Source organism: Desulfocurvus thunnarius, from assembly GCF_055390965.1.
Window position 1 is genome coordinate 1,503,351 of record NZ_AP042411.1, and the last position, 25,129, is coordinate 1,528,479.

General features: G+C 69.9%; 16 protein-coding genes and 1 tRNA gene. 11 read left to right on the forward strand and 6 right to left on the reverse strand.

The genetic code is table 11. The features are described 5' to 3' along the window. Nucleotides 1-113: 113 nt before the first annotated feature. The 6 genes from ACZ5KV_RS06465 to speB all read left to right on the forward strand — a co-directional run bounded on the left by ACZ5KV_RS06465 (nucleotide 114) and on the right by speB (nucleotide 10,653). A complete protein-coding gene (locus ACZ5KV_RS06465; RefSeq protein ID WP_464241526.1) occupies nucleotides 114-2,552 on the forward strand; it encodes a cyclic nucleotide-binding domain-containing protein in 2,439 nt (812 codons plus the stop codon). Between the two features lie 91 nt (nucleotides 2,553-2,643). Beyond that, nucleotides 2,644-5,193 carry an MFS transporter gene (locus tag ACZ5KV_RS06470; RefSeq protein WP_464241527.1) on the forward strand — a complete coding sequence of 850 codons (2,550 nt, stop codon included), beginning with the start codon at nucleotides 2,644-2,646 and terminating at the stop codon, nucleotides 5,191-5,193. A gap of 265 nt (nucleotides 5,194-5,458) precedes the next feature. Beyond that, complete coding sequence (speA, locus tag ACZ5KV_RS06475; protein ID WP_464241528.1) at nucleotides 5,459-7,372, forward strand: biosynthetic arginine decarboxylase; 1,914 nt, start codon at nucleotides 5,459-5,461, stop codon at nucleotides 7,370-7,372. 23 nt (nucleotides 7,373-7,395) lie between these two features. Then, a complete protein-coding gene (locus tag ACZ5KV_RS06480; protein WP_464241529.1) occupies nucleotides 7,396-8,574 on the forward strand; it encodes a saccharopine dehydrogenase family protein in 1,179 nt (392 codons plus the stop codon). A 2-nt stretch (nucleotides 8,575-8,576) separates the two neighbouring features. After that, a complete protein-coding gene (gene nspC, locus ACZ5KV_RS06485; RefSeq protein WP_464241530.1) occupies nucleotides 8,577-9,752 on the forward strand; it encodes a carboxynorspermidine decarboxylase in 1,176 nt (391 codons plus the stop codon). A gap of 28 nt (nucleotides 9,753-9,780) precedes the next feature. Beyond that, nucleotides 9,781-10,653 (forward strand): agmatinase, encoded by an 873-nt coding sequence (speB, locus tag ACZ5KV_RS06490; protein ID WP_464241531.1) that lies wholly within the window; start codon nucleotides 9,781-9,783, stop codon nucleotides 10,651-10,653. A gap of 147 nt (nucleotides 10,654-10,800) precedes the next feature. Here speB and ACZ5KV_RS06495 read toward each other — a convergent pair whose 3' ends face one another. Then, on the reverse strand, nucleotides 10,801-12,501 hold the full coding sequence (locus ACZ5KV_RS06495) for a methyl-accepting chemotaxis protein (RefSeq protein WP_464241532.1): 1,701 nt from the start codon (nucleotides 12,499-12,501) through the stop codon (nucleotides 10,801-10,803). A 251-nt stretch (nucleotides 12,502-12,752) separates the two neighbouring features. Between ACZ5KV_RS06495 and ACZ5KV_RS06500 the strand changes: the two genes are divergently transcribed. From ACZ5KV_RS06500 to ACZ5KV_RS06515, 4 genes are all read left to right on the forward strand, one after another. Next, nucleotides 12,753-14,555, forward strand: coding sequence for an acetylpolyamine amidohydrolase (locus tag ACZ5KV_RS06500; protein WP_464241533.1), 1,803 nt, complete (start codon nucleotides 12,753-12,755; stop codon nucleotides 14,553-14,555). A 121-nt stretch (nucleotides 14,556-14,676) separates the two neighbouring features. Continuing rightward, a tRNA-Thr gene (locus ACZ5KV_RS06505) sits at nucleotides 14,677-14,752 on the forward strand. A gap of 189 nt (nucleotides 14,753-14,941) precedes the next feature. Then, nucleotides 14,942-17,275 carry an EAL domain-containing protein gene (locus ACZ5KV_RS06510; RefSeq protein ID WP_464241534.1) on the forward strand — a complete coding sequence of 778 codons (2,334 nt, stop codon included), beginning with the start codon at nucleotides 14,942-14,944 and terminating at the stop codon, nucleotides 17,273-17,275. Between the two features lie 103 nt (nucleotides 17,276-17,378). Beyond that, nucleotides 17,379-17,834: a NanQ anomerase/TabA/YiaL family protein gene (locus tag ACZ5KV_RS06515; protein WP_464241535.1), complete on the forward strand. Its 456-nt coding sequence runs from the start codon at nucleotides 17,379-17,381 to the stop codon at nucleotides 17,832-17,834. 199 nt (nucleotides 17,835-18,033) lie between these two features. Here ACZ5KV_RS06515 and ACZ5KV_RS06520 read toward each other — a convergent pair whose 3' ends face one another. From ACZ5KV_RS06520 to ACZ5KV_RS06540, 5 genes are all read right to left on the reverse strand, one after another. Beyond that, a complete protein-coding gene (locus ACZ5KV_RS06520) occupies nucleotides 18,034-19,044 on the reverse strand; it encodes a glycosyltransferase family 2 protein (protein WP_464241536.1) in 1,011 nt (336 codons plus the stop codon). A 281-nt stretch (nucleotides 19,045-19,325) separates the two neighbouring features. After that, nucleotides 19,326-20,549, reverse strand: coding sequence for a preATP grasp domain-containing protein (locus ACZ5KV_RS06525; protein ID WP_464241537.1), 1,224 nt, complete (start codon nucleotides 20,547-20,549; stop codon nucleotides 19,326-19,328). Between the two features lie 38 nt (nucleotides 20,550-20,587). After that, nucleotides 20,588-21,763, reverse strand: coding sequence for an ABC transporter substrate-binding protein (locus tag ACZ5KV_RS06530; protein ID WP_464241538.1), 1,176 nt, complete (start codon nucleotides 21,761-21,763; stop codon nucleotides 20,588-20,590). Between the two features lie 52 nt (nucleotides 21,764-21,815). Beyond that, nucleotides 21,816-22,436, reverse strand: a complete 621-nt coding sequence (locus ACZ5KV_RS06535) for a methyltransferase (protein ID WP_464241539.1) — start codon at nucleotides 22,434-22,436, stop codon at nucleotides 21,816-21,818. Between the two features lie 9 nt (nucleotides 22,437-22,445). Continuing rightward, nucleotides 22,446-24,467: a SpoIIE family protein phosphatase gene (locus ACZ5KV_RS06540; protein ID WP_464241540.1), complete on the reverse strand. Its 2,022-nt coding sequence runs from the start codon at nucleotides 24,465-24,467 to the stop codon at nucleotides 22,446-22,448. Nucleotides 24,468-24,708: 241 nt separating this feature from the next. Between ACZ5KV_RS06540 and ACZ5KV_RS06545 the strand changes: the two genes are divergently transcribed. Beyond that, nucleotides 24,709-25,122, forward strand: a complete 414-nt coding sequence (locus ACZ5KV_RS06545; protein ID WP_464241541.1) for an Hsp20/alpha crystallin family protein — start codon at nucleotides 24,709-24,711, stop codon at nucleotides 25,120-25,122. Nucleotides 25,123-25,129 lie beyond the last annotated feature (7 nt).

Genomic DNA, 25,129 nt, shown 5'->3' on the forward strand with positions numbered 1-25,129 from the left:
AGAAACCCGACCTATACAAATCCCTGGAACGACCGATGAATCCACCGGGACGGTTGCCAGCCTCGGGGCAAGGCGTGTACAGTCCCATGAAATCGGGACCTCGGGAGAGAGCAGTGGCGGTCTTCAAATGTCCTTCCTGCGGGCTGGACAAAACGCTTCCGGACAGATTCGCGGACCGCAGGGTACGCTGCCCGCAATGCGGCGCGGTGTCGCTGGTGGTGCCCGACGCCGTCGACCTGCACCTGGAAGACGTGATCGGGCCCGAACCGCAGGAGCGGGGGCCGGAGCGGACGCACGCGGCCATCACCGAGGCCGAGCTGTCGCGGGCGCTGGACGCGGACCTGCGGCCCCGGCTGGTGGAGGGCGGCGCGGTGCGCAACGTGGCCGGAGGGCTCGCGGCGGGCGCGCTGGCGGTGTTGTTCTCCCTGGCGGTGGGGCTGCTGATTTTTTCCCACGAGGGGCTGCTCGGGCATTTCCCGCATGCGGTGAGCATGGCGCTGGTGAGCGCCGTGGCGATGGGCCTGGCCGTGGCGCTGACCAGCCGCATCGCCTTTGCCGCCGCCGGGCCGGAAACCATGACCGGCGTGGTGCTCTTCCTGCTGGCCGGATACGTGCAGCAGCGCATGGCCGGGGCGCCGGGCGAAGCGGTGCTGGCCACGGCCCTGGGGGCCTTTGCGGTCTGCGGGCTGTTCACGGGCGTGCTGCTGCTGGCGGCGGGCCTGTCGCGCAGCAGCGACCGCGTGCGCTATGTGCCCATCCAGGCGGTGGGCGGCGTGCTGGCGGCGGTGGGGTTGATGCTGGTGGTGCAGGCCTTCGGGGCGGCCCTGGGCCGCAGCGTGTGCCTGGGCGACATCGTGGTCCGCTATTTCGAGGCCGACCTGTGCCTGCGCTGGGCTCCGGCCCTGGGGCTGGGGCTGGCGGTCTTCGTGGTCATGCGCTGGGTGCGCAACTCCTACGCCCTGGCCGTGCTGCTGGCGGCGGCCATCGGCGCCTGCCACGGCTACCTGCGCTGGCAGGGCATCGACCTGGAGCAGGCCCGGGCCATGGGCTGGCTGTTCGAGGCCCTGCCCGCCCAGGCGCCCTGGGCCTCCATCCAGGACATGGCGTTCCTGGAACGCATCGACTGGCTGGTCATTGCCGACTGCGCGGGTTACGTCCTGGCCCTGGGCGGGCTGGTGGCCTGTTCGGCCATGATCCGCATTTCCGAGATGGAGGTCATCACCGGGCGGCCGGTGGACCTGGACGGCGAATTCCGCGTGCTGGGGGTGGGCAACATCCTGTGCGCCCTGGCGGGCGGCATACCGGGCACCCTGTCCCTGGACCGCAGCCTGGGCAATCGGGGGGCCGGGGCTTCGGGGGTGCTGGCGGGGCTGGTCGGCACGGCGGTCTGCGCCGTGGCGCTGGTGTTTTCCGGGCAATGGCTGCCGCTGCTGCCGCGCTTCGTTCCGGCAGGGCTGCTGGCGGCGCTGGGCATCTCGCTGCTTTGGCGCTGGCTGGTGGAAACGCGCACCCGCTTCACCCACAGGGGCGACTACGCCCTGCTGCTGCTGGTCTTCCTGCTGACGGTGTCCCTGGGGCTGCTGCCGGGGCTGGCCATCGGCGCGGCCCTGGCCATGCTGGTCACCGCCGTGCGCTACGGCTCGGTGAGCGTGGTGCGCCTGGAAATGTCGGGCGCCAGCTACCACAGCAGCACAGACCGCACCCCGGCCCAGCAGGCCGTGCTGCGCCGCAAGGGCGACCAGATCCACATGCTGACCCTGCAAGGGTTCATCTTCCTGGGCACGACCAACCGGCTGATCGAGAGAATCACCGCGCGACTGCACGACCAGGAGCGCGAGCCCCTGCGTTTCGTGCTGCTCGATTTCACCTACACCAGCGGGCTGGATTCATCCGTGGCCATCTCCTTCATCCGCATGAAGCAGATCGCCAAGTCCGGCGGGTTCCGGCTGGTGTTCACCAACGTGCCCCTGGAAGTGGAGGCGCAGCTCTCCCGGGCGGGCTGCGTGCTCTCCGACGAGGACGGCGGCTCCATCACCGCGACCTCCCTGGACTACGCCCTGGAGTGGACCGAGGACCACATCCTGGACGACGCGGGTGAACTGCACCAGGAGCAGCGGCCCCTGCCCGAGCTGCTGGCCCCGGTGTTCCCCGAGCCGGGGCTCATCCCGCTGCTGATGAAGGTGCTCGCGCGGGTGGCGCTGCCCCGGGGGAAGGTCGTGTTCCGCCAGGGCGACGCGCCCGACGCCATGTACTTCATCGAAAGCGGCACGGTGAACGTGGAGATGGCCCTGGAGGAGGGTCGGCACATGCGCCTGCGCAAGCTGGGCCCGGGCGCCGTGTTCGGCGAGATGGGCCTGTACACCGCCGCCCCGCGCACGGCCACCGTGACCACCGCCGAGGACTGCGTGCTGTTCCGCCTGCCCGCCCGGGCCATGCCCCTGCTCCAGCACAAGCGCCCGGACCTGGCCTCGGCCGTCCACCGCTTCGTGGTCGCCCTGCTGGCCGAACGGGTCGGCACGACCAACGCCACCCTGCGCGAAGTGCTGCGCTGAGACCCCGCCCTTGGCCGTTGCATCACGGCCCACGGCGCGCTAGTGTGCCGTGGCCTCCCGCAACGCCAACCTTCCCGACCGGACGCCACGCATGAAACTCAAGATCGCCCTGTGCGCCTTCCTGCTCCTGCTGCTGTCCCTGGGCTTCAGCATCATGCTGACCACCGCGTCCATGGAAAAGGTCTACACCGAGGCCATCATTTCCGAATACCGCGTGGTCGCGCTGGATCTGCAACGCGGCCTGGACCGCGCCCTGAAGTTCGGCAAGCGCCTGGACAAGTTCACCGGCATCGAGCGCGTGCTCGACGACACCCGGGCCCAGATATTCAAGAACGTGGTCCTGCGCCACACTCCGGCGGGCTACCAGCGCAAGATGCTGCGCGAGGACGACATCGTCATCTCCATCGTCCTGCCCGACGGCCGGATTCTCCACTCCACCAACCGCGACCTGGGCGGCGAAACCCTGCCGACCGACCTGCGCGCCCTGCTCGCGCCCTTGGGCGGCGACAAGGGCGCGCCCCCGAGCTTCGTCAAACACCTGGGCCAGTTTTCCATCGCCCTGCCCATCACCGACGCCAAGGGCGTGGCCGCCCACACGGTCATCAGCTTCGGCGACGACCAGGTGGAGCGCCTGCTCGCCCCCTTCTTCGACCACAACCTCAAGGTCTTCGCCGGGGTCATGGTCTGCGGCATGGCCCTGCTCATCCTGGCCCTGAACCTGGTGACCCACGCCGCGCCGCTGACCTCCGGGCTGCCCGGGCGGCGCATCTCCGTGCTGCTTTTCCTGGTGGTCGGCTCGGCGCAGATCGTCTTCGCGGGCATGAACCTGCGCGCCTTCCGCGACGAATTCCTGGCCATCAACCAGACCAAGGCCGAAACCCTGATGGCCCTGCTCAAGGAGGACGTGGAGTTCTTCTTCGCCAAGGGCCTGCGCCTGGAAACCCTGAGCGGGCTGGACCAGCTTCTTGGCGACATCATCGCCGCCTCGCCGGAGCTGCGCGACATCGCCGTCTACGACGCCCAGGGCCGCCCGGCCTTCGTGGCCAGCCACCAGGGCGCCTTCGACTACCGCACCGGGGCCGCCCCCGGCCCGGGGCTGGACCCCGGGCCCCTGGAGGGCCGCCACGATCCGCGCTACCGCGCCCGCGTGCCGCTCATGCGCGAGGGCGAACCGCACGCCACCCTGGTGGCCAACGTCTCGCGCCAGACCATGCTCCGGAAGCTGACCGAGATATTCAAGGACTCGGCCACCGTGCTGGTCATCTCCATCCTGTTTTTCGTGGAAATGCTCATCCTGGCCAACCTGTTCATCAAGGACCAGTACGCCAGAACCAACGGCACGGGCGGCGCGGGCGGCCCGCCCGCGGGCCAGACCCCCGGCCCGGCCTGCCCCGTGCCCGGGGCGGAGGTGCCCTTCGGGGCCATCCGCCCGGCGGCGTTCCTGTTCCTGCTGGGCATCGACATGTGCATCTCCTTTTTGCCGCTGTACATGAAGACCCTGCCCATCCCCGAGCTGGGCCTGTCGCACGAGATGGTCCTCGGCCTGCCCATTTCCGTGGAGATGCTTTTCGTGGGCGTGGCCCTCCTGGCCACCGGGCCGTGGATCGACCGCCGGGGCTGGCACGAACCCTTCTGGCTCGGCCTGGGGGCGGCCCTGGGCGGCACGGTCTGGTCGGCCCTGGCGCCCGACGCGCTGCACTTCATCGCCTCGCGCGGGCTGGTCGGCCTGGGCTACGGCGCCTTCATCATGGCCGCCCAGGGCTTCATCGTCCGCCAGACCGACCGGGGCAGCAAGGCCCAGGGCATGGCCCAGCTCTGGGCGGGCGTTTTCGCGGGCAGCATCTGCGGCGGCGCCGCCGGGGCCATGATGGCCGAGCGCGTGGGCTTCCGGCCCGTCCTGCTGGCCGGAACGGTCATCCTCGTCTGCGCCGGGGCCTACGCCCTGACCTTCCTGCGCCGGACCATGGCCCGCCCGACCTTCTGCGCCCTGACCTCCGGCGGCCCGGCCAAGGGCCACCTGACCCCCGCGCGCGCCCTGCGCTTTCTGACCAACCGCGACGTGTTCGGGCTGGTGGCGCTCAGCTCCATCCCGGCCTCCCTGGCCTTCGTGGGCTTCATGTACTACTTCAGCCCCATCTATCTGGCCGACCTCGGCCAGTCGCAGTCCGACATCGGCCGCGTGTACATGCTCTACGGCGTGTGCCTGATCTACGTGGCGCCCTATCTGGCCAAGTTCCTGGACCGCGCCGGCAACCAGAAGTTCCTGATCTTCCTCTCCGGGGCCACCGGCTGCCTGGGGTTCACGACCTACTATTTCTTCGGCGGGCTGGAGGCCACGGCGCTGACGGCCCTGCTGCTGGGCGTGTCGGGCAGCCTCGACGCCTCGCGGGCCTTCGTGCTCAAGCTGCGGGCCAGCCACGAACTGGGCGAGGGCACGGCCATGAGCCTGTTCAACTCCGTGGGCCGCACCGGCCAGATCGTCGGGCCCATGCTCTTCGGCTGGCTGCTGCTGACCTTCGGCATGCCCGACGCCGTGACCTACTTCGGCATGGGCTATCTGGCCATCACCGTGCTGTTCACCCTGTGCACGCGCTCCGAGACGACCCTGGCCGCCAAGGGCCTGCTGCACACCGGGAAATAAGGCACCGGCGACGGGCGGCGCGCCGAGCGCGGCCGCCCGCTGCCCGGCCTGCCCGCCGCATTCCACCCTCCTCCACCGCGACGGGCTCGCGGGGCGGCCCAAATTTTTCATTGACGCCGCAAGCGATGGCATCTAGGTAAACCCCTCGGCTGCGCGTTGCCCAAGATCCTCGATCCCTCTCGCCGCGCAGCCCTTTCCAGGGTCCTCCGGGGCCCGGCAAGTTCAGGTCCGCGTCCCGCGCGGACGGCGAGGAGGGGACTCCCCCATGACCAAGCGCCCCCTGGAGAAGTGGACCGCCGAACGGTCCGCCGAACTCTACGGCATCCGCAATTGGAGCGGCGGCTATTTCGACGTGGCCGAAAACGGCGACCTCGTGCTGGTGCCCGCGCCGGGCAACGGCGTGCGCGTCAGTGTGCCGCAGATCATCGACGGCCTCAAGGAACGCGGGCTGGAACTGCCCGTGCTGCTGCGCGTGGAGAACATTCTCGACTCGCAGATTTCCCTGCTCCACGAGACCTTCCGCACGGCCATCGCCGCCCTGGGCTACCGGGGCGAATACCGCGGCGTGTTCCCGGTCAAGGTCAACCAGCAGCAGCAGGTGGTGGAGGAGATCGCCCAGTTCGGCTCGCGCTACCACCACGGGCTGGAGGTCGGCTCCAAGGCCGAGCTCATCGCCGCCCTGGCCTACCTTTCGGACCGCGAGGCCTGCCTGGTCTGCAACGGCTACAAGGACAGCGACTTCGTGGACCTGGCCCTGTACGCCACCAAGATGGGCTTCAACTGCTTCCTGGTCATGGAAATGCCCGGGGAGGTGCAGCTCATCCTGGAGCGCTCCAAGGCCCTGGGCGTGCGGCCCAAGATGGGCGTGCGCACCAAGGTCAGCGCCCAGGTGGGCGGGCACTGGGCCGAGTCCGCCGGCGATCTGTCCATCTTCGGCCTGTCCACCGCCGAGGTGGTCGACGTGGTGGACATCCTGCGCGCCGAGGACATGCTCGACTGCCTGCGCCTGCTGCACTTCCACCTCGGCTCGCAGATTCCGAACATCCGCGACATCCGCACCGCCGTGCACGAGGCCTGCCGCATGTACGCCGAACTGGTCGGCGAGGGCTGCGCCATGGGCTACCTGGACCTGGGCGGCGGCCTGGCCGTGGACTACGACGGCTCGCACACCAACTTCGAGAGCAGCCGCAACTATACCCTGGACGAATACTGCGCCGACATCGTGGAAACGGTGATGAGCGAGATGGACGAGCGCGACATGCCCCATCCGCACATCGTCACCGAATCCGGCCGGGCCACGGTGGCCTACTACTCCGTGCTGCTTTTCGACGTGCTCGACGAAAGCCGCCTGGAGAGCCGCCCCGTGCCCGCCGCCGTGCCCGAGGACTACCCCGAGCCCGTGCACAACCTCTGGGAGACCCACCGCTCCCTCACGGTGAAAAACGTCCAGGAGTGCTACAACGACGCCATCTACTACCGCGACGAGGTGCGCCAGATGTTCCGCCTGGGCCGCTGCTCCCTGCGCGAGCGGGCCATGGGCGAAACCATCTTCTGGGCCATCATGCGCAACATCGCGGACAAGCTGGAAGACGTGAAGAACCCGCCGCGCTGGATGGAGGACATCGCCGTGTCCCTGGCCAGCATCTATTATTGCAACATGAGCGTGTTCCAGTCCCTGCCCGACGCCTGGGCCATCGACCACCTCTTCCCCATCATGCCCGTGCACCGGCTGAACGAGCAGCCCACGGAGCAGGCCTTCCTGGCCGACATCACCTGCGACTGCGACGGCAAGATCGACCGCTTCATCGATACCCGGGGCGTCAAACGCGTGCTGGAACTGCACGCCCTGGAAGACGACCGGCCCTACTACCTGGGTGCCTTTCTCGTCGGCGCCTACCAGGAGACCCTGGGCGACCTGCACAACCTGTTCGGCGACACCAACGTCGTCTCCGTGCGCATCAACCCCGACGGCACCTTCGACATCGTGCGCGAGCTGGAAGGCGACAGCGTGTCCGACGTGCTCTCCTACGTGGAATACGACCCCAAGCACGTGGTGGAGAGCTTCCGCCTCATGGCCGAGCAGGGCGTGCGCGACGGCAACATCACCCCCCAGGAGCGCTACTACATCATGAAAGCCTACGAGCGCTGCATGCGGGGCTACACCTACCTCTACCGTTAACCTCGACCCCCGGGAGGACTCCCATGAAGAAGGTTCTCATCATCGGCGCCGGCGGCGTCGGCCAGGTGGTGGCGCACAAGTGCGCCCAGGTGCCCGAGGTCTTCGGCGAAATCATGCTCGCCAGCCGCACCAAGGCCAAGTGCGACGCCATCGCCGCGAAGCTGCCCCGGCCCATCCGCACCGCGCGGGTGGACGCCGACGACGTGCCCGAACTGGTGGCGCTCATCAAAAGCTTCGGGCCCGACCTGGTGCTCAACGTGGCCCTGCCCTACCAGGACCTGCACATCATGGACGCCTGCCTGGAAACGGGCACCCACTACCTGGACACCGCCAACTACGAGCCCCCGGACGAGGCCAAATTCGAATACAAATGGCAGTGGGCCTACCAGGAGCGCTTCCGCGCGGCCGGGCTCATGGCCCTGCTCGGCTCGGGCTTCGACCCCGGCGTGACCAACGTCTTCTGTGCCTACGCCCAGAAGCACCTGTTCGACGAGATCCACGTGCTGGACATCATCGACTGCAACGCGGGCGACCACGGCCAGCCCTTCGCCACCAACTTCAACCCCGAGATCAACATCCGCGAGGTCACCGCCCGGGGGCGCTACTGGGAGCGCGGCGAATGGGTGGAGACCGACCCGCTGTCCTGGTCCATGACCTACGACTTTCCCGAGGGCATCGGCCCGAAGAAGTGCTTCCTCATGTACCACGAGGAGCTGGAATCCCTGGTGACCAACCTGCGCGGCCTGCGCCGGGCGCGCTTCTGGATGACCTTCTCCGACAACTACCTGAACCACCTGAAGGTGCTGGAAAACATCGGCATGACGCGCATCGACGCCGTGGAATACCAGGGCAGCAAGATCGTGCCCCTCCAGTTCCTCAAGGCCGTGCTGCCCGACCCCGGCTCCCTGGGCCCGCTGACCAAGGGCCGCACCTGCATCGGCTGCCTCATGCGCGGCGTGAAGGACGGGCGCGAAAAGACGGTCTACATCTACAACATCTGCGACCACGAGGAGGCCTACCGCGAGGTCGGCTCCCAGGCCATCAGCTACACCACGGGCGTTCCGGCCATGGTCGGCGCCAAGATGATGCTCGGCGGCGCCTGGACGGGCGCGGGCGTGTTCAACATGGAGCAGCTCGACCCCGACCCGTTCATGGAGGCCCTCGGGGCCCACGGCCTGCCCTGGGTGGTCAGGGAGCTTTAGGCGTGGACGGCCGCACCCAGGTCCGCTTCGACCCCGCCCGCGTGCCCGACACCCCCGCCTATGTGGTGGACCTGGGCCTGCTGGCCGACAACCTGGCCGTGCTGGCCGACGTGCAGGCCCGCTCGGGGGCGACCGTTCTGCTGGCCCTCAAGGCCTTCGCCCTGTTCCGGGTCTTTCCCCTGCTGCGCGGGGTGCTCGGCGGGGTCTGCGCCAGCTCGCCCCACGAGGCGCGCCTGGGCCGCGAGGAGTTCGGCGGCGAGGTCCACGCCTTTGCCGCGGCCTTCTCCCGGGCCGACGTGCTCGACCTGGCGGGCACGGCGGACCATCTGGTCTTCAACTCCCCGGCCCAGCGCCGGGCCCTGGAGCCCGTGGCCCGGGCCGAAGCCGCGCGCCTGGGCCGGAGCCTGCACTTCGGCCTGCGCGTGAACCCCGAACACTCCGAGGGCGCCAACCCGCTCTACGACCCCTGCGGCCCGGGCTCGCGCCTGGGCGCCCGCCGGGCCGACATCGGCCCGGACGACGTGCGCGGTCTCGCGGGCCTGCACTTCCACACCCTGTGCGAGCAGAACGTCGGGCCCCTGGAGCGGACCCTGGCCGCCTTCGAGCGCCGTTTCGGCGAGCTGCTCCCGGGCCTGGACTACGTGAACTTCGGCGGCGGACACCACATCACCCGCGCGGACTACGACCGCGAACGGCTGGTGGAGCTGGTGCGCGACTTCCGCGCCCGCCGGGGGCTGCGCGTGTACCTGGAGCCGGGCGAGGCCGTGGCCCTCAATGCGGGCTATCTGGTGACCACCGTGCTCGACGTGGTGCCCGGCGGCACGCGGCCCGTGGCCATCATGGACACCGCCGTGCCCTGCCACATGCCCGACGTGCTCGAAGGGCCCTACCGGCCCCACGTCGTCGGCGCGGGCCTGCCCGGGGAAAAGGCCCACACCGTCGGCCTGGGCGGGCCGTCCTGCCTCGCGGGCGACATGGCCGGGGACTACAGCTTCGACGCGCTCCCGGCCCCCGGGCAGCGCCTCGTCTTCACCGACATGGCCCATTACACCATGGTCAAGAACACCACCTTCAACGGCGTGCGCCTGCCGTCCATCGTGCTCTACGACCCGGAGCGCGACGCTTTCGAGACCGTGCGCCGCTTCGGCTACCAGGACTTCAGGAACCGCCTGTCCTGACCCGCACCCGCAGCGCCAAGGAGCGCCCATGCCCGCCCCCGTCACGCCCGGCTTTCTGGAAGAGGAAATCGGCCGCCCCGCCGCCCGGGGCAGCCGCATCCACGTCATCCCCGCGCCCTTCGAGGCCAGCGTGTCCTACGGCGGCGGCACGGCCCGCGGCCCGGCGGCCATCCTCGCGGCCTCCAACCAGCTCGAACTGTGGGACGGCCAGGGCGTGCCCGCCGACGCGGGCATCCACACCCGCCCGGCCGTGGACTGCTCCGGCCCCGCGGAAGCCGTACTGACGCGCATTGAAGCCGCCGTGACCGAAACCCTGGAGGCGGGCGCCGTGCCCGTGCTGCTGGGCGGGGAGCACACCGTGACCCTGGGCGCCTTGGCCGCCCTGCACCGGGCCCTGGGGCCCGCCGAACCCTTCGGGGTGGTCCAGTTCGACGCCCACGCCGACCTGCGCGACGCCTACCAGGGCTCGCGCCTGAGCCACGCCTGCGTCATGCGCCGCGCCCTGGACCTGGGCCTGCCCCTGTTCCAGATCGGCGTGCGCGCCCTGTGCCGCGACGAGCACGACCTGCGCGAGGCCCTGGCCGTCGGGCGCATCGACGGGCCGGACCTGCCCCTGGCCCCGCCCCGGGCCTCCGTCCTGCCGCCGGACTTTCCCGCGCGCATCTACGTCACCTTCGACGTGGACGGCCTGGACCCCGCGCTCATGCCCAGCACCGGTACCCCCGTGCCCGGCGGCCTGTTCTGGCACCAGGCCATGTGGCTGCTGGACGACATCGCCCGGGGCCGGACCCTGGTGGGCTGCGACGTGACCGAGCTGGCCCCCGCCCCCGGCCAGCACGGCCCCGACTTCACCGCCGCCCGGCTGGCCTACGCCCTCATGGGGCTGATCGCGCGCGGATAGGCGCTGCCCCGGGAAGGCTCATGCCCCGAAACCGGACCCCGCTAAAAAACCGGGCCGGGTTCCCAAGCGGGAACCCGGCCCGGTTGCTTTCACCGCCCGGCCGACGGCGCAGCGTCTTCCGCCCGCCCGGCACTGCCGGGGCGCGGCCTAGGCGGACTTCAGCTCATCGATGAGGTTGCGCAACTGGTCGGAGAGGCGGGCCATGTCCTGCATGGCCAGGGCGGACTGCTGCATGGCCTCGGCGGTTTCGGAGGAGATGCGGTTGATCTCCTCGGTGCCGCGGTTGATCTCCTCGCTGGCGGCGGATTGCTCTTCGCTCGCGGTGGCGATGGCCCGGACCTGGTCGGCGGTGTTTTCGATGATGGCGATGATTTCGGACAGGGACTGCCCGGCCTCGCCCGCCAGCCTCGTGCTGTCGCCCACGACCCCGGCGGTCTCCTCCATGGACTTGATGCTCTTCTTGGTGCTGTCCTGGATGGCGCCGATGGCCTGCCCCACCTCCTGGGTGGCGTTCATGGTCTTTTCGGCCAGCTTGCGCACCTCGTCGGCAACCACGGCGAAGCCGCGCCCGGCGTCGCCCGCGCGGGCGGCCTCGATGGCGGCGTTCAGCGCCAGCAGGTTGGTCTGGTCGGCGATGTCGCGGATGACGGTCATGACCTGGCCGATGGCTTCGGCCTGACGGCCCAGGTCGCCCATTTCGCCGCGCAGTTTCTCGGTTTCCCGGTTGAGCTGGGCGATGGAGTCCACCACGCGGGTGACCACGGCCCCGCCCTGTTCGGCGCGGCGCTTGGCGGTATCGGCGTTCTCGGCGGCGCTGCCCGCGTTGTTGGCGACCTCAAGGACGGTGGCGTTCATCTCCTCCATGGCCGTGGCGGCCTCGGCGGTGCGTTCGCGCTGGGTTTCGGAGCCCCGGCGCGATTCCTGAATCTGGGCGTTGAGTTGCTCCGAGGCCGAGGCCACCTGGGCCACGATCTGCTCCAGCTCGCCCGCGGCCTGGAGCATGCCTTCGCGCTTGGCGTTCTCGGCGGCCTGACGGGCCTGCTCGGCCTCGCGGGTGGCGGCCTCGGCGGCCCGGGCCTTGTCCTCGGCCTCGCGGGACTTGGCCGCGATTTCGTCCATGTTGCGTTGCAGGGTCGTGCTCATGTCGTCGAAGGCGGCGCCCAGGGCGCCGACCTCGTCCTTGCGGCGCAGGCCCAGACGCGAGGAAAAATCGCCCGCGGCCAGCCGTGCGGTGAAGTCCACCAGCCGGGCCATGGGCACGGTGATATTGCGCGTGACCAGCAGGGTGCAGCCCGCGCCGAGCAGGGCGCTGGCCAGGGTCAGGCCCACGATGACCATGAGCAGGGTGCCGTAGGCGGACGCGGCATCCCCCTGGGCCGTCTCGGCCTGTTTTTCCAGGGCTTCCGTCAGGGTGTTGATGCTCTCGCGCATGGCATCGAAGCGCTCCTTGGCCTGCCCAAGGGAGCGGGCGGCCAGGTCCGCACCCGGAGTTCCGCCCTGGCGGTCGCGGACGATGGGCTCGGAGGCTTCGTCCCAGGCCCGGCGCCCGGAGCGGTAAGCCTCGACCTCGGCCTGCTGCCCGCGGTCGTCGGTCAGGGCGGCGAACTTGCCCACCCGGTCGTCGGCCTGCTGCTTGTTGTCGGCGTAGTCCTTGAGCTGGGCCTGGAAGGCCGGGGTGCCCGGCTCGGCCAACAGCATGGACCGCTCGGCAATGAGCGCCTGATGCAGATCGCGGTCTGCCTCCAGCAGGAACACCACGCCCAGCAGATCGCGGTTGTAGATGTCTTGCAGGCGCTCGTTGATGTTCCTGGCACTGATGGCGGCCACGGTACCGATGGCAATCAGCAACAGAATATTTATTGTCAGGATAATCAGCAATTTGTTTCCGATACGAATGTTTCCCAAAGCGGACATGACGCCTCCTTTTTACGGCAGAGAACCCGGTCTGCACAATTGCGGCAGTTCATATTATTCCAGGTGGCTTCTTTTTACAATGGGAAGAAAGAAAAAGAGTATTGCCTTTCCCGGCCGGTCCATTGCGGGATTGCCCTCACTCCGTGACGGAGGTAGAAAGATACAGGCCGGGGCCGGGAGGAGCCATGTTCCGCATCCGACGCATCTTCGACGACACGTTGCCGCGCGACCGCCAAGCCGTGGCCCGGGTGCAGGAAATTCTGCGGGCCCAGTTCCGCGACGCCCCCCCGGGGGAATATGAAAACATTCCGGCCAAACTGCGCGATCCGCTGGGCTACCGCTTCAAGACCATCCTCTTCGTGGCCGAGCAGAAGTTCGACGTGCGCGGATTCGCCCTGCTGCTGCACGCGCCGGACCTTTCGTTCTGCTACCTGGACTACATCGGCGCCCTGCCGGGGCGCACCAGCCGGGGCATCGGCGGCTCGCTGTACGGCCGGGTGCGCGAGGAGGCGGCGCTGCTCGGCGACCGGGGCATCTTTTTCGAATGCCCCAGCGACGATCCGGCCATCTGCCGCGACGCATCGCTGCTGCGCCAGAACGCGGCGCGTCTGCGCTTCTACGAGGGCTTCGGCGCACGGCCCATCGTGAACACGGCCTACGAAACACCCCTGACGCCCACGGACGACAGCCCGCCGGTGCTGATCTTCGACGGGCTGGGGCAGCCCGCCACGCCGCCCCTGGGGCCCACGCGCGAAATCGTGCGGGCCATCCTGGAGCGCAAATACGCCGACCGCTGCCCCCCGGGATATGTGAACGCCGTGGTGGCGTCCTTCATGGACGACCCCGTGCGCCTGCGCCCGCCGCGCTATGCGCGGGCCGAGGCCGCCGGGCCGGTGCCGGGCGCCTCGCCGTGCATCGTGCTCACGGTCAACCGCGAGCACGACATCCACCACGTCCACGAGCGGGGCTACGTGGAATCCCCGGCGCGGGTGCGCTCGCTGCTGGACGCCCTGGAGCCCACGGGGCTCTTCCTGCCCACGGCGGCGCGCCGCTACCCCGAGCGGGCCATCCTGGCCGTACACGACGCGGGCATGGTCCGCTACTTCAAGGCCGCCACGGCCACGCTGCCCCCGGGCAAGTCCATCTATCCCTACGTCTTTCCCATCCGGAACCAGGCCCGCCCGCCCAAAGAACTACCCGTACGCGCCGGGTATTACTGCATCGACACCTTCACCCCGCTGAACGCCAACGCCTACCGCGCGGCCCGGGGCGCGGTGGACTGCGCGCTGACCGCCGCCGACGCCGTGCTCGACGGCCAGCGCCTGGCCTACGCCCTGGTGCGCCCCCCGGGGCACCACGCCGAACGCCGGGCCTTCGGCGGGTTCTGCTACTTCAACTCCGCCGCCATCGCCGCGCACCATCTGGCCGCCCACGGCCGCGTTGCCGTGCTGGACATCGACTACCACCACGGCAACGGCACTCAGGACATCTTCTACGCCCGCGACGACGTGCTCACCGTGTCCATCCACGGGCACCCGTCCTTCGCCTACCCGTACTTCAGCGGCTTTGCCGGAGAAACGGGCGAAGGCCGGGGCCGGGGCTGCAACCTGAACCTGCCCCTGCCCGAGGACGCCGACGGCGCGGCCTTTGCCCGGGCGCTGGACAAGGCCCTGGAACGCATCCGCCGCTTCGCGCCGGGGGTGCTGGTGGTCAGCCTGGGGCTCGACACGGCCAAGGGCGACCCCACGGGCACCTGGGCCCTGACCCCGGGGGACTTCGAAGCCAACGGCCGGGCCACCGGCGCCTTGGGCCTGCCGGTGCTGGTGGTCCAGGAGGGTGGCTACCGCATCCGCACCCTGGGCCAGAACGCGCGGCGGTTCTTCCTGGGCCTGCGGGCCGGGGCCCACGGGCTGCCCGCCACCCGGGGCGGCAGCGGCGGCAACGGCGGGCCCTCCCGGGCCGGACGCAGGGTGAACGGCCCGGCCTGAGCGCGCGGGCTCCGGGCGCCCGCGCCCCGGCCCGCGGCCGGATTTGCGGGCCTGCTTTTTCCTTGACCGGCGCCATGATGCGGGATTAAGAAGCCGGGTGCCCCGCCTGGGGGCCCGCAGCGCCCACGTAGCTCAGTCGGTAGAGCGCGTCCTTGGTAAGGACGAGGTCAGCAGTTCAATCCTGCTCGTGGGCTCCAGCCGCCATGCCCCGGACCCCGGTCCGGGGCTTTTTCATGCCCGCCCGTTTTTGCCCGGCCCCGGCCTTTCGGCAGCGTTTTCCCCGGGTTGTCACCATAATGTCACCCCCGCCGTAACGACAGGCGCACCGGGCCTTTGCTATGCCCGCTCCAGAAGGCCGCACGCACGGAGCGGCCGGGGGGGAGCACATGCGCTCTGTGGACCAAAGCGGTTCGTTGATCATGTCGGGGATGCTGCACGTGAACCCGGAGTTGCGCGCCCGTCGCGCGCCGTCGGCCTGCGGGTTCATGTCCATGGAAAACTTCCGGGCCCTGGCGCGCGACGTGCGCGAGGGCAGCGTGGGCCTGGTGACCCTGGACTGCGTGGACTTCGAGGCCCTGGCCGCCGGGTTCGGCGAGGACCTGGGCCTGGCCCTGCTCGGCGTGCTGCTGGACAAGGCCATGGGCGGCTTCGCCGAGTTCTTCCCCAACTGCGGCATCATCGGGGTGGAGAAGACCGGCATCGGCGGCTACGCCATCTTCTTCCGCACCGACCCCGCCGGACGCTGCGACCTGTTCGACGCCTACGCGGGCTTCCGCTTCCGCGTGCAGGAGTCCCTGAGCGCGCAGAGCGCGCGCTATCTGGAGCACCCGCCGACCCTGCGCATCGGCCTGGCCCTGCTGGAGCCGCGCCCCGGCGAGGACCTGGACAAGACCCTGTTCCGGGCGCTGCTCCAGGCCCGGCGCGTGGCCGAAAGCAAGCCCGATTCCGAGCGCTTCGCCATGCACCGCGAGTTCATGGACATGCTCGCCCGGGGCGACATCCGCATCCTGTTCCAGCCGGTGGTCGATTTTTCCACCGGCGGGGTCCTGGGCTGGGAGGCCCTGGCCCGGGGCGGCGGCCAGGGGCTCATGGCCGAGGCGCGCACGCTGTTCGGCTTCGCCGCCGAGGTCGGCGAAAGCCTGGCCCTGGAACGGCTGTGCCTGTGCCGCGCCCTGGACGCCGTGCCCGCCGGGTTCCGGGGGCGGCTGTTCCTCAACGTGCACACCCAGTCGCTGCACGACGCCGAAGCCTTCTTCGCGGAAATCCGCGCCCTGGCCGAGGGCGCCGGGGTGGCGCCGTCCGACGTGGTGCTCGAATTTTCCGAACGCAACCTGGTGGCCGACCAGGACGCCCTGCAACGCAAGTTGGAACTGTGCCGCGCCGCCGGGCTGCTCATCGCCGTGGACGACGTGGGCGCGGGCACCACCAACCTGCACTTCCTCTCCCAGGTGCGCCCCGATTTCATCAAGGCCGACGGCTCGCTCATCCGGGGCATCGAGTCCAACCCCATCAAGCGGACGATGATCGAGACCCTGGTCCTGCTGGCCCAGAAGGTCGGCGGCAAGCTGCTGGCCGAGGGTGTGGAAACGGAAACGGAATTCAGCTCCCTGGTCAGCATGGGCGTCTACGCCGGGCAGGGCCACCTGTTCGCCCGGCCCGCGGCGGCCCTGGAAACGCCCCAGGTGGAGGTGCCCAGCAAGATCGACGTGCGCGGCATCGAAAGCGGCGAGTTGAACTGCCGCCTGAAGTCGCGCGAGATCACCCAGGCGACCATCTCCGTGCCGTCGGGCACGGCCATCAGCGCGGTCAAGGCCGCCCTGGAAGGCAAGCCGCCCATGAGCAGCATCGTGGTCGTGCGCGGCGACCGGCCCGTCGGCCTGCTCATGAACTACAACCTCGACCGCCGCCTGGGCACCAAGTACGGCGTCTCGCTCTACTACAACCGCCCCGTGGACACGCTCATGGACACCGCCCCCCTGGTGGTGGACGCCGAGCAGGCCATCGAGGAGGTGGCCGGAGCGGCCATGCAGCGCGCCAACGACAAGATCTACGACGACATCGTGGTCGTGGAGCGCCGCCGCCTGCTGGGCACGGTTTCGGTGCAGAAGATGCTCGACACGCTGATGCGCGTGCAGATCGAGCTGGCCAAGGGCTCCAACCCGCTGACGGGCCTGCCCGGCAACGTGACCATCGAGCAGGAACTCGAAAAGCGCAACCGCCAGAAAATTTCCTCGGGGATCATGTATCTCGACCTGGACAACTTCAAGGCCTACAACGACGTGTACGGCTTCAAGAGCGGCGACCGGGTCATCGTGGCCACGGCCCAGATCATCCGCACCGCCGTGGCCGCCCACGGGCGGCCCTCGGACTTCATCGGCCACATCGGCGGCGACGATTTCCTGGTCATCGGCGACCCGACGACCATCCGCGCCGTGTGCGACGACATCGCCCGCCAGTTCGAGGAACGCATCCCCGAGTTCTACAACGAGGAGGACCGCCGCTGCGGCTACATCGAGGCCAAGGGCCGCGACGGCCAGCCCGCGCGCTTTCCCCTGGTTTCGGCGTCCATGGGCATCCTCGACGCGACCTTCGAGCACCCCGTGTCCCAGGAGGAGCTGTCCCACCGCGCGGCGGAGATCAAGAAGTTCGCCAAGGGCACGGTGGGCAACTCCGTGGTCCGCGACCGGCGCGCGCCCCTGGGCTCCCAGCCCCCGGCCTGAGCCGCCCCCGCGGCCGGGGCCGATTGCTTTTGCCGCTCGGCGGCGGTACAGGAACTCCCTGCCGGGCGCGGCCCGGGCAACGCACACCGCACGGGGAACTTCGATGATCCAGGACGCATTCGCCATGGCCGGGCACTACGCGGCCCTGAACCCCGGGCTGACCCGGGCCTTCGCCTTCCTGGAGCGGCCGGACGCGGCCGACCTGCCCGAAGGGCGCCACGAGGTGGACGGGGAGCGCGTCTTCGCCGTGGTGGCCCGCGGGGCGGGCCGTGACCGGGCCGGGGCCCTGCTGGAGGTCCACGACCGCTACATCGACGTGCAGTGCATCCTGAAGGGCGTGGACCGCATGGGCTGGAAGCCCCGGCGGGATTGCGTCCGGCCCGAGGGCGCCTTCGACCCCGGGCGCGACGTGGGCTTTTTCGCCGACGCCCCCGACGCCTGGCTGGACACCCGCGCCGGGCAGTTCGCCATCCTCTTCCCCCACGACGCGCACATGCCCATGATCTCCGTCGGGCCGATCCACAAAATCATCTTCAAGGTCGCCGTGGACCAGGGCTGACCCCGCACCCCGGGCCCGCAGCGCGGGCGCCCCGCCGGTGCCCGGCGCACCGTCACGCCCGCCGCGCACAAAAGCGGAGGGCCGCGAACCCCATGCCCGCGGCCCCGGCGCTTACCCGTCCCGGATCGCTCCGGGTGGCGGCCTTCAGGAAGAGTCTCCCCTCCCCCCGGCGGTCCGCCTGTCTCTGGTTATCACGAGACTATTTGAGCACCCGCATCTCGCGCTCCTCCATGAGGCGCAGCAGCTCCGGCTTGGGCGTGACGCCCGGGGCGGGCCGGGGCGGCGCGGCACCGGCGGCGCGACGCGCCGCAAAGGCCTTGGGCACGCGGTATGCGGGGCTGTCCTGCAAAAACGTCATGTACCACCAGATGTCGTCCAGGCTCACGTGGCGGCGCAGGAAGGCCTCGGGCCCGGAGTGGCTGAAATGGTGCACCACCGCGTCGGTGGCCACCACGGCCCGGCGGCCCGTGGTGCGCAGGTGGCCGTTGATGTGGAACTCGTCCACCCGCCCGACCCCGGCGGGCACGCGCATGGGAATGGGCACCACCGCGTCCATGAGCCGCCCGTCGAACATCACGCAGTCCACGCTGATGTGCCCCAGGTAGACGTGCCGGGGCCGCTCCAGGTCCAGGTACTTCTCCACCAGCCCGTGGTGCAGGATCTTCTCCCACACGAAGCGGTGGTAGACGGCGTTGGTTTCCATGGGCAGGTGCGGCAGGCGTGCGCGCTCCCCGGGGAAGTGCGCGCGCAGGGCGCGGTCCATGACCTGGCGGCCCGTGCGGCTCACGGGCGTGACGCACGAGGCCAGGGGCACGGCCTCGTCGCCCCGGTGCAGCTTGAAGGCCGCCAGCAGGTGGTCCAGCCAGTTGGGCGTGACGAACACGTCTTCCGACAGGCGGACGATCACATCCTGGCTGTGCCGGGCCATGATGAAGTTCTGCATGGACACCACGGCGGGAATAAGCCCGCGCGGGGTGACGTGCACGTCGATGACCCCGGGGTGGCGCTTCTGAAAGGCCTTGATGATCACCGCGTGCTCGTCGCTCACGGCGTTGGCCACCACGTAAATCTTCTTGAAGCGCGACAGGTCGGTGTAGAGCTCCAGGCACTTGACGCACAGCAGGAAACAGTCGAGCCGGTGCGATGTCAAAAGCATCAGCACGGGCTGGATGTCCCGGGATCGCGGTGTGATGTCGATGATGCGCGCCATGGCCGTCCTCGTTCACGCAGGGGGGCGAATGCCGCAGGGTGGATTCGCCCTTCTTGTTGCCAGTCTTATCGGGCATTATGGCGGAAACTTAAGGCCCCGGACGCCAGAAATTCTCTTTTTCATTCCAAGCGCCAAGAATCGCTGGCGATGTTTTTGCCAGCAAAACCGGGGGCTGCGGCAGGAGCCGCCGCCAGCGCCCCCGGATTCCCTGCGTTCCGCCAGGAAACCGGCACAGCCCGTTCGCGGGCCGCGTACTGCGGGCGGGGTGCGCCCCGGCGCCCCTAGGCGGCGTCCAGCCGGGCGCGGGCGGCGTTCAGGAGGTGGCGGGCCTGGGCGCGGGAGGTGGCGGAGATGGCGGTGAGGTCGGCGCGGGCGAAGGTGGTGATGCCGGGGTTGGAGAGCACGAGGAAAGGCTCGGGGCCGGGTTCGAGCAGGCCGTGGAGCAGGTCGAGGACCTGGGCCACCGTGAGGCCCCGGCGCAGGCGCAGGCCTTCGTGCCAGTAGTGCACGGGCCGGTCGCCCAGGCGGGCGGCGCGCAGGCGGCGGACCATGTCGCGCACGTAGATGCTGGCGCCTTTGCGGGGGTTGAAGTCGTTCCAGTGGAGGGTGCCGTCCTGGTCGGCGAGGATGTCGCAGCAGAAGAAGCCCAGGGCGCCCCGGGCCGCGAGGTGCGGGCCCAAGGTTTCGAGCACGGTGCGCCGGGCGGCCTCGGCCAGGCCGGGTGCATTTTCCGGGGGATGGGCGGTGCCGCGATAGGAGTTGTCGACGTTGATGGAATCGAAAACGGAGACTTCGGCGACCTGGCCGTCGGCGGTGATTTCCCAGTGCACGGAAAGTTCGGCGCTCAACGGCTCCAGGCGCGTTTCGAGAAACAGGGCGCCGCCGCGCAGGGCCAGCAGGCGCACGGCGCGCTCCAGGGCATGGGAATCGGCGGGGGCGGCCATGCCGCCGCAGCCCACGCCGCCCATGCCCGTTTCCGTCTTGACCAGCACGCGGCGGCCCTGGGCCATGAGCGCGGCGCCCCGGCGGACCAGGGCCTTGGGGTCGGGATCGTGGAACCAGGGGGCGGTGGCCAGGCCGAGCTCGGCGCACAGGGCCTTGAAGGCCAGCTTGCTCGCGTAAGCGCGCGCGAGGTCGAAGTTGCAGTAGGCGGGCACGTCCAGCGCCCGGGCCAGGGCGCGCTCGGTTTCCTCGATGCAGAAGAACTCCAGGCGCGCGGGGCCGTCGGCGGCCATCCGCCGGATGGCCTCGCAGGCGGCGGCGTCGGCCAGAATGAGCTCGGAGAGGGTCCGCCCCGGGTGGAAGGGGCCCACGGCCATGAGCCGGGGCAAGGAAAAGCCCAGGCGCTGCCAGTAGTCCAGGAAATCCCGGTCCACGGGGTCGGTGGTCAGCACGAGGTGACCGGCGCCGACCTGGCACAGGCCGCCGCGCTGGTCGTAGCGCTGCTCCAGGGCCGAGCCGCGCAGCAGCCCGTTGCTCTGGGAGTCGATGATGATCCGCTGCATTCCGGCCTGTTTCCCTCGAACGGCGCGGCCCGTGCGCCCTAGCGCGCGGGCTCGATCTGCTCGAACACCTCGTCCGCCGCCAGGAGCATGTCCACGGGCGGGTCGAACTGGATGATCTCGGCCGTCTTGAGGTTGATGGCGATCTTGGGCGGATCCTCGAATATCTGGGGCAGGGCGCGGGGCTTGGCGCCGTTCAGGATCTGGGCCATGGTCCGCGCGTAGAACTGGCCGACGTACTTGTATCCGGCCAGGGAGATGCTCATGAGCAACCCCTGGCGGACCTCGTCGGAGCCGTTTTGGGAGAAGGTCGGAATGCGCGCGTCCAGGGCGATCTTGACCACCTCGGGCAGGCTGCGCTCGCTGACGCCGCCCTGCACGGTGACGTAGATGGCGTCGGCCCTGGTGGACAGCTCGCGGAAGCAGGCGATGGCGCTGGCCTCGGCCTGGGCCTTGTCGGCGATGTCGCTCTTGGTGTGGCAGCCGATGATCTCGTAGCCCAGCTCGGGAGCCAGGGCCTCCAGGGCGTCCATGGCGGCGTAGGTCCGCCCGGCGGGAGTGTCCTCGTAGGCCACGCCGAGCTTTTTGAAGCCGACCACGTCGTGGAAGACGCGAATCTGCTGCAGGAAGCGCTCGGGGGCGATGCGCGCGTGGATGTTGTCGCGCCCGGAGTCCTCGGCGCTCTTGATGATTCCGGCCTTCTGGGGGTTGGCCGTGGCCATGACCACGCAGGGCACGGTGTTGCCGTCCACGGCGAGGTCCTGCCCGGCCCAGGTGCCCAGGGCGAAAACGAGGTCGATGTCCTTCCCGGTCGCCAGGCGCCCCAGCAGGGCGGCGCGGGTGGCCTCGCGGGCGGCGTCGTCCCAGTTGGCGCTGTAGCAGGCGTCGGGCACGAATTCGAGATACGGGCTGTCCAGGGTGCCGAGCCATTTCCAGAGGTCCTTGACGCCCTCGCCCTGCTGGGGCGGCACTTCGTCGAAAGCAAGCCAGCCCAGGTCGCGCAGGCCGTGGAGCATGGCGACGAAGTTCTTCTGGTAGTCGATGTATTCGCCGCCCTCGTAGTAGGCGATGCGCCATTTCTTGCCGTTGTGGGTGGAGGGCGCGGTGGGCGCCTCGGCGGCCGGGCTGGCGACGGCGCCCAGGGTGACCACGGCGACGACGGCGGCGACGACGAAGACATGGGCGGCGGCAAGCAGGCGCCGGGAAATCAGCTTCATTGGCAAGGCTCCCGTGGCGATGGCGTTCCCCGCGGTGCTGCGGGGTGGCGGATCATACTGCTTTTCGGGCCACAAAGAAAGTCCAGGGATCGGAGGTCGGCTCGACGCAGACCCGCGCGGCCCCCCGCTCCAGGTAGAAGTCGAGCACGTCGGCGGCGTGGCAGGAGTTGCGGTCGCCGCCGGGGTCGCGCCGGGCGTCGAGCACGTCCAGGACCATGCCCACGCGGCACAGCCCCCAGCAGTGTTCGATCATCCGCTCCAGGCAGGGCGTGGTGCCGCTGGTGCCGATGAGCAGGACCCAGTCGCACGGGGCGGTCCATTCCATGATGTTGGCCACGTGGAAGTCGCGGTCCGGAAAGCGCCCGGCGGCGTGGGCCACGAATTCGGGCACCAGGTCCAGCCCGGTGTAGCGGCAGGGCGGCAGGTGCTCCAGCAGCTTGCCGTCGCCGCAGCCCACGTCGAGCACGCTGTGCTCCGGGGCCAGCAGCGGGGCCAGCACCTGCCCGGCGCGCTCCAGGCGGCGAAGGTAGAGGCCCTCGTCGGTGTAGAAAAAGGCGCGGTGGTCGGTGCCGTAGCGGTCCACCCGGCGCAGGTAGGCCTCGCGCATGGCGTCCCAGTCGGCCACGTCGCAGCCGTCGAGGATGACCCGGTCCCCGTTCCTGACGATGCCCATACGGTCTCCTCAGCCCCGGGGGCCCTTGTAGCGCAGGCAAAGCATGGTGATGTCGTCCGAGGGCGGCTCGTCGCGCACGTGTTCGCGCACCGAGGCCCGCACGGCCTCCACCAGGGCTGCGGGCGCGGGGTCGCCCGTGGCGGCCACGGTTTCCAGCAGGCGTTCGTCGGAATACAGCTCGCGCGCGGCGTTCATGGCCTCGGTAACCCCGTCGGTGTAGACGAAGAACCGGTCGCCGGGGTTCAGGCGCAGGGCCAGGGGCCGGTAGGGCATGTCCTCCATGGCGCCGACCATGGGGCCGCTGATGTCCTTGAGATAGCGGACACCGGAGGCGTCCATGAGGATGGGCGGGTTATGCCCGCCGTTGGCGTAGGCCAGCTCGCCGGTGCGCATGTCGAGCACGCCCAGGAAGAGGGTCACGAACATGGAGCGCGGGTTGTCGCGCGAGAGCGCGTCGTTCACCGCGGCCATGATCCGCTCGGGGTCCATGGTCTTCTTGGCCTCGGAGCGGATGAGGGTCATGGCGATGGTCATGAACAGCGCGGCGGGCACGCCCTTGTCGGACACGTCGCCCAGGGTCAGGCAGAGGTGGTCCTCGTCGATGAAGAAGAAGTCGTAGAGGTCGCCGCCGACCTCCTTGGCCGGTTCGAGCACGGCGTAGAGGTCGAACTCCTCGCGCTCGGGATAGGGCGGGAAGATCTTGGGCAGAAGGCCCATCTGGATGTCGTGGGCCACGTTGAGCTCGCTTTCGATGCGCTCGCGCGCGGCGGTGGCGTCCATCAGCTCGCGGATGCGCCCGCGCAGGGAGCGCTCCATGAACTCGAAGGCCCCGGCCAGACGGCCGACCTCGTCGCCCCGGCCCCGGGCCAGCCCGGCCAGGGGCGAGGCCTCGGGCGCCTCGGCCAGGAAGTCCTGGCGGTGCAGGTCGCGGGCGTAGCCCGCCAGCCGCTCCAGGGGCCGGGCGATGCGCGCCGTGACGAGCAGCCCGGCGGCCAGCCCCAGCAGCAGGACCACGGCGACGACACCTGCCAGTTGCGAAAGCAGGTGGCGCGCCGGAGCCTGCAACTCGGCCGCGTAGGCCGTGGTCACGATGTACCAGTCCAGGGCCTTGTTGTAGCGCACGAAGGACTCGCGCTGGCCGTCGCCCGCGCCGCCCTCGGGCAGGAAATACAGCGGCCCCTCGGCGCCGCTGGCGGCCTGGGCCACGATGTCGTCGAACAGCCGTCTGCCCGTAAGCTGGTTCACGGCCAGGGCGAAGTCCGGCGCCACGGCCTCGGGGCGGATGAGCGCCCGGCCGTCGCCGGAAAGCACGGCCACGAAACCGCTGTGGGCGATGGTCACCTTGTCCAGGTTTTCTGACAGGATGCCCACGATCTGGTCGAGCTTGCGCTGCTCGGCGCGCTCGATGTCCTCGATGTCCACCGCGGCGCCGAGCATCCAATCCCACGCGGGGTAGGAGGTGAACAGGCCGAAGTTGCGCACCTCGTCGGTGCCGCCGATGCGCTTCCAATAGTAGGTGGTGCTGGCGGAGCCCTGGCGGCGGGCCTCCTCGCGCATCGAGGCCGTGACCTTGCGGCCTTTCACGTCGGTGAACACCGACAGGTCGGCCCCGACCATCTCCTTTTCGGGGTAGGCCAGGGCGCGGCCCCGGGCGTCGTAGACGAAAAGGTATTGCCCCTGGCCCGGAGCCAGGGAGGCGATCCACTCCAGGGCCTGGGCCCGGGCCTGCTTTTCGGAGATGCGCCCGGCGCGGGCCAGCTCGCGGAAGCGATCCACCCCCGAGAGGACCACGGCGTTCAGGCTGGTGAGCTGGGTCTTCAGGGCCCGGACCGTGGCCAGGCGCTCCATGAGCAGGCTCTTGTGGCGGCCCTGCACGTCCAGGTCCACCAGATGCAGCACGTTGCGCGCGGCGCGCTGCTCGGCCACGAACACGGCCCGCTCCACGTCGCGTTTGGAAAAGAAGCCCACCGCCCCGGCCACGGCGGCCAGGATGGCGAGGATCATCAGGGCGATCTTGGTCTTGATGGACATGCTGCCGGTGCCCTCCCGGGGCCTGGGCCCGCCGCGCGGCGGGCCGGATGAGCGGGGAAACGCCAGGAATGTACACACATTGGATTCTATTGGAAAGCACCCAAAGTTCCGCGCGGGGCGGGGCTTCGCGGCGCGGGGCTTGAAATGCCCCGCAAAAGACTTACAGTGAAGACTAGATTCCCCGGCACGGCGCCGGGCCCGCCCGCGCCGAGGCCGCATCCTCACAGGAGGCACGCACGTCATGGCCGATCTCAGGCTCTGGGGCGAAACCCAGATCTCGAAGATGAAGCGCGACATGGACCGCCGCTTTGAAGCGCTGTGCGCGGACTTCGGCCTGCCCCCGGCCCGGCCCTTCGGCGAGGCCGGGCTCACGGTGGACGAAACCGGCGACGAACTGGTCGTGCGCGTGGCGGCCCCGGGGCTGGACCCGCAGGACATCGGCGTGGCCGTGGCCCACCGCCGGGTGACCATCACCGCCCGCCGCGTGACGCGCACCGAAGGCGGCCTGCGCGCCGAATCCTTCCGCAAGGAACTCTACCTGCCCTGCGCGGTGGCCGCCCGGGACGTGGCGGCCCAGTACCGCGACGGCGTCATCGAAATCCGCATTCCCCGCCGCCCCGGCCGGGACTGCGGGCTGCCCCCTTCCATGCCCTAAGCGCCAG

What these genes read in the sequence shown, in the direction of transcription:
- ACZ5KV_RS06520 (WP_464241536.1), bottom strand. Translation starts at nt 19,044, where the DNA reads ATGGCGCGCATCATCGACATCACACCGCGATCCCGGGACATCCAGCCC.
- ACZ5KV_RS06545 (WP_464241541.1), top strand. Translation starts at nt 24,709, where the DNA reads ATGGCCGATCTCAGGCTCTGGGGCGAAACCCAGATCTCGAAGATGAAG.
- ACZ5KV_RS06510 (WP_464241534.1), top strand. Translation starts at nt 14,942, where the DNA reads ATGCGCTCTGTGGACCAAAGCGGTTCGTTGATCATGTCGGGGATGCTG.
- speA (WP_464241528.1), top strand. Translation starts at nt 5,459, where the DNA reads ATGACCAAGCGCCCCCTGGAGAAGTGGACCGCCGAACGGTCCGCCGAA.
- ACZ5KV_RS06500 (WP_464241533.1), top strand. Translation starts at nt 12,753, where the DNA reads ATGTTCCGCATCCGACGCATCTTCGACGACACGTTGCCGCGCGACCGC.
- ACZ5KV_RS06525 (WP_464241537.1), bottom strand. Translation starts at nt 20,549, where the DNA reads ATGCAGCGGATCATCATCGACTCCCAGAGCAACGGGCTGCTGCGCGGC.
- ACZ5KV_RS06470 (WP_464241527.1), top strand. Translation starts at nt 2,644, where the DNA reads ATGAAACTCAAGATCGCCCTGTGCGCCTTCCTGCTCCTGCTGCTGTCC.
- speB (WP_464241531.1), top strand. Translation starts at nt 9,781, where the DNA reads ATGCCCGCCCCCGTCACGCCCGGCTTTCTGGAAGAGGAAATCGGCCGC.
- ACZ5KV_RS06530 (WP_464241538.1), bottom strand. Translation starts at nt 21,763, where the DNA reads ATGAAGCTGATTTCCCGGCGCCTGCTTGCCGCCGCCCATGTCTTCGTC.
- ACZ5KV_RS06480 (WP_464241529.1), top strand. Translation starts at nt 7,396, where the DNA reads ATGAAGAAGGTTCTCATCATCGGCGCCGGCGGCGTCGGCCAGGTGGTG.
- ACZ5KV_RS06535 (WP_464241539.1), bottom strand. Translation starts at nt 22,436, where the DNA reads ATGGGCATCGTCAGGAACGGGGACCGGGTCATCCTCGACGGCTGCGAC.
- ACZ5KV_RS06515 (WP_464241535.1), top strand. Translation starts at nt 17,379, where the DNA reads ATGATCCAGGACGCATTCGCCATGGCCGGGCACTACGCGGCCCTGAAC.
- ACZ5KV_RS06540 (WP_464241540.1), bottom strand. Translation starts at nt 24,467, where the DNA reads ATGTCCATCAAGACCAAGATCGCCCTGATGATCCTCGCCATCCTGGCC.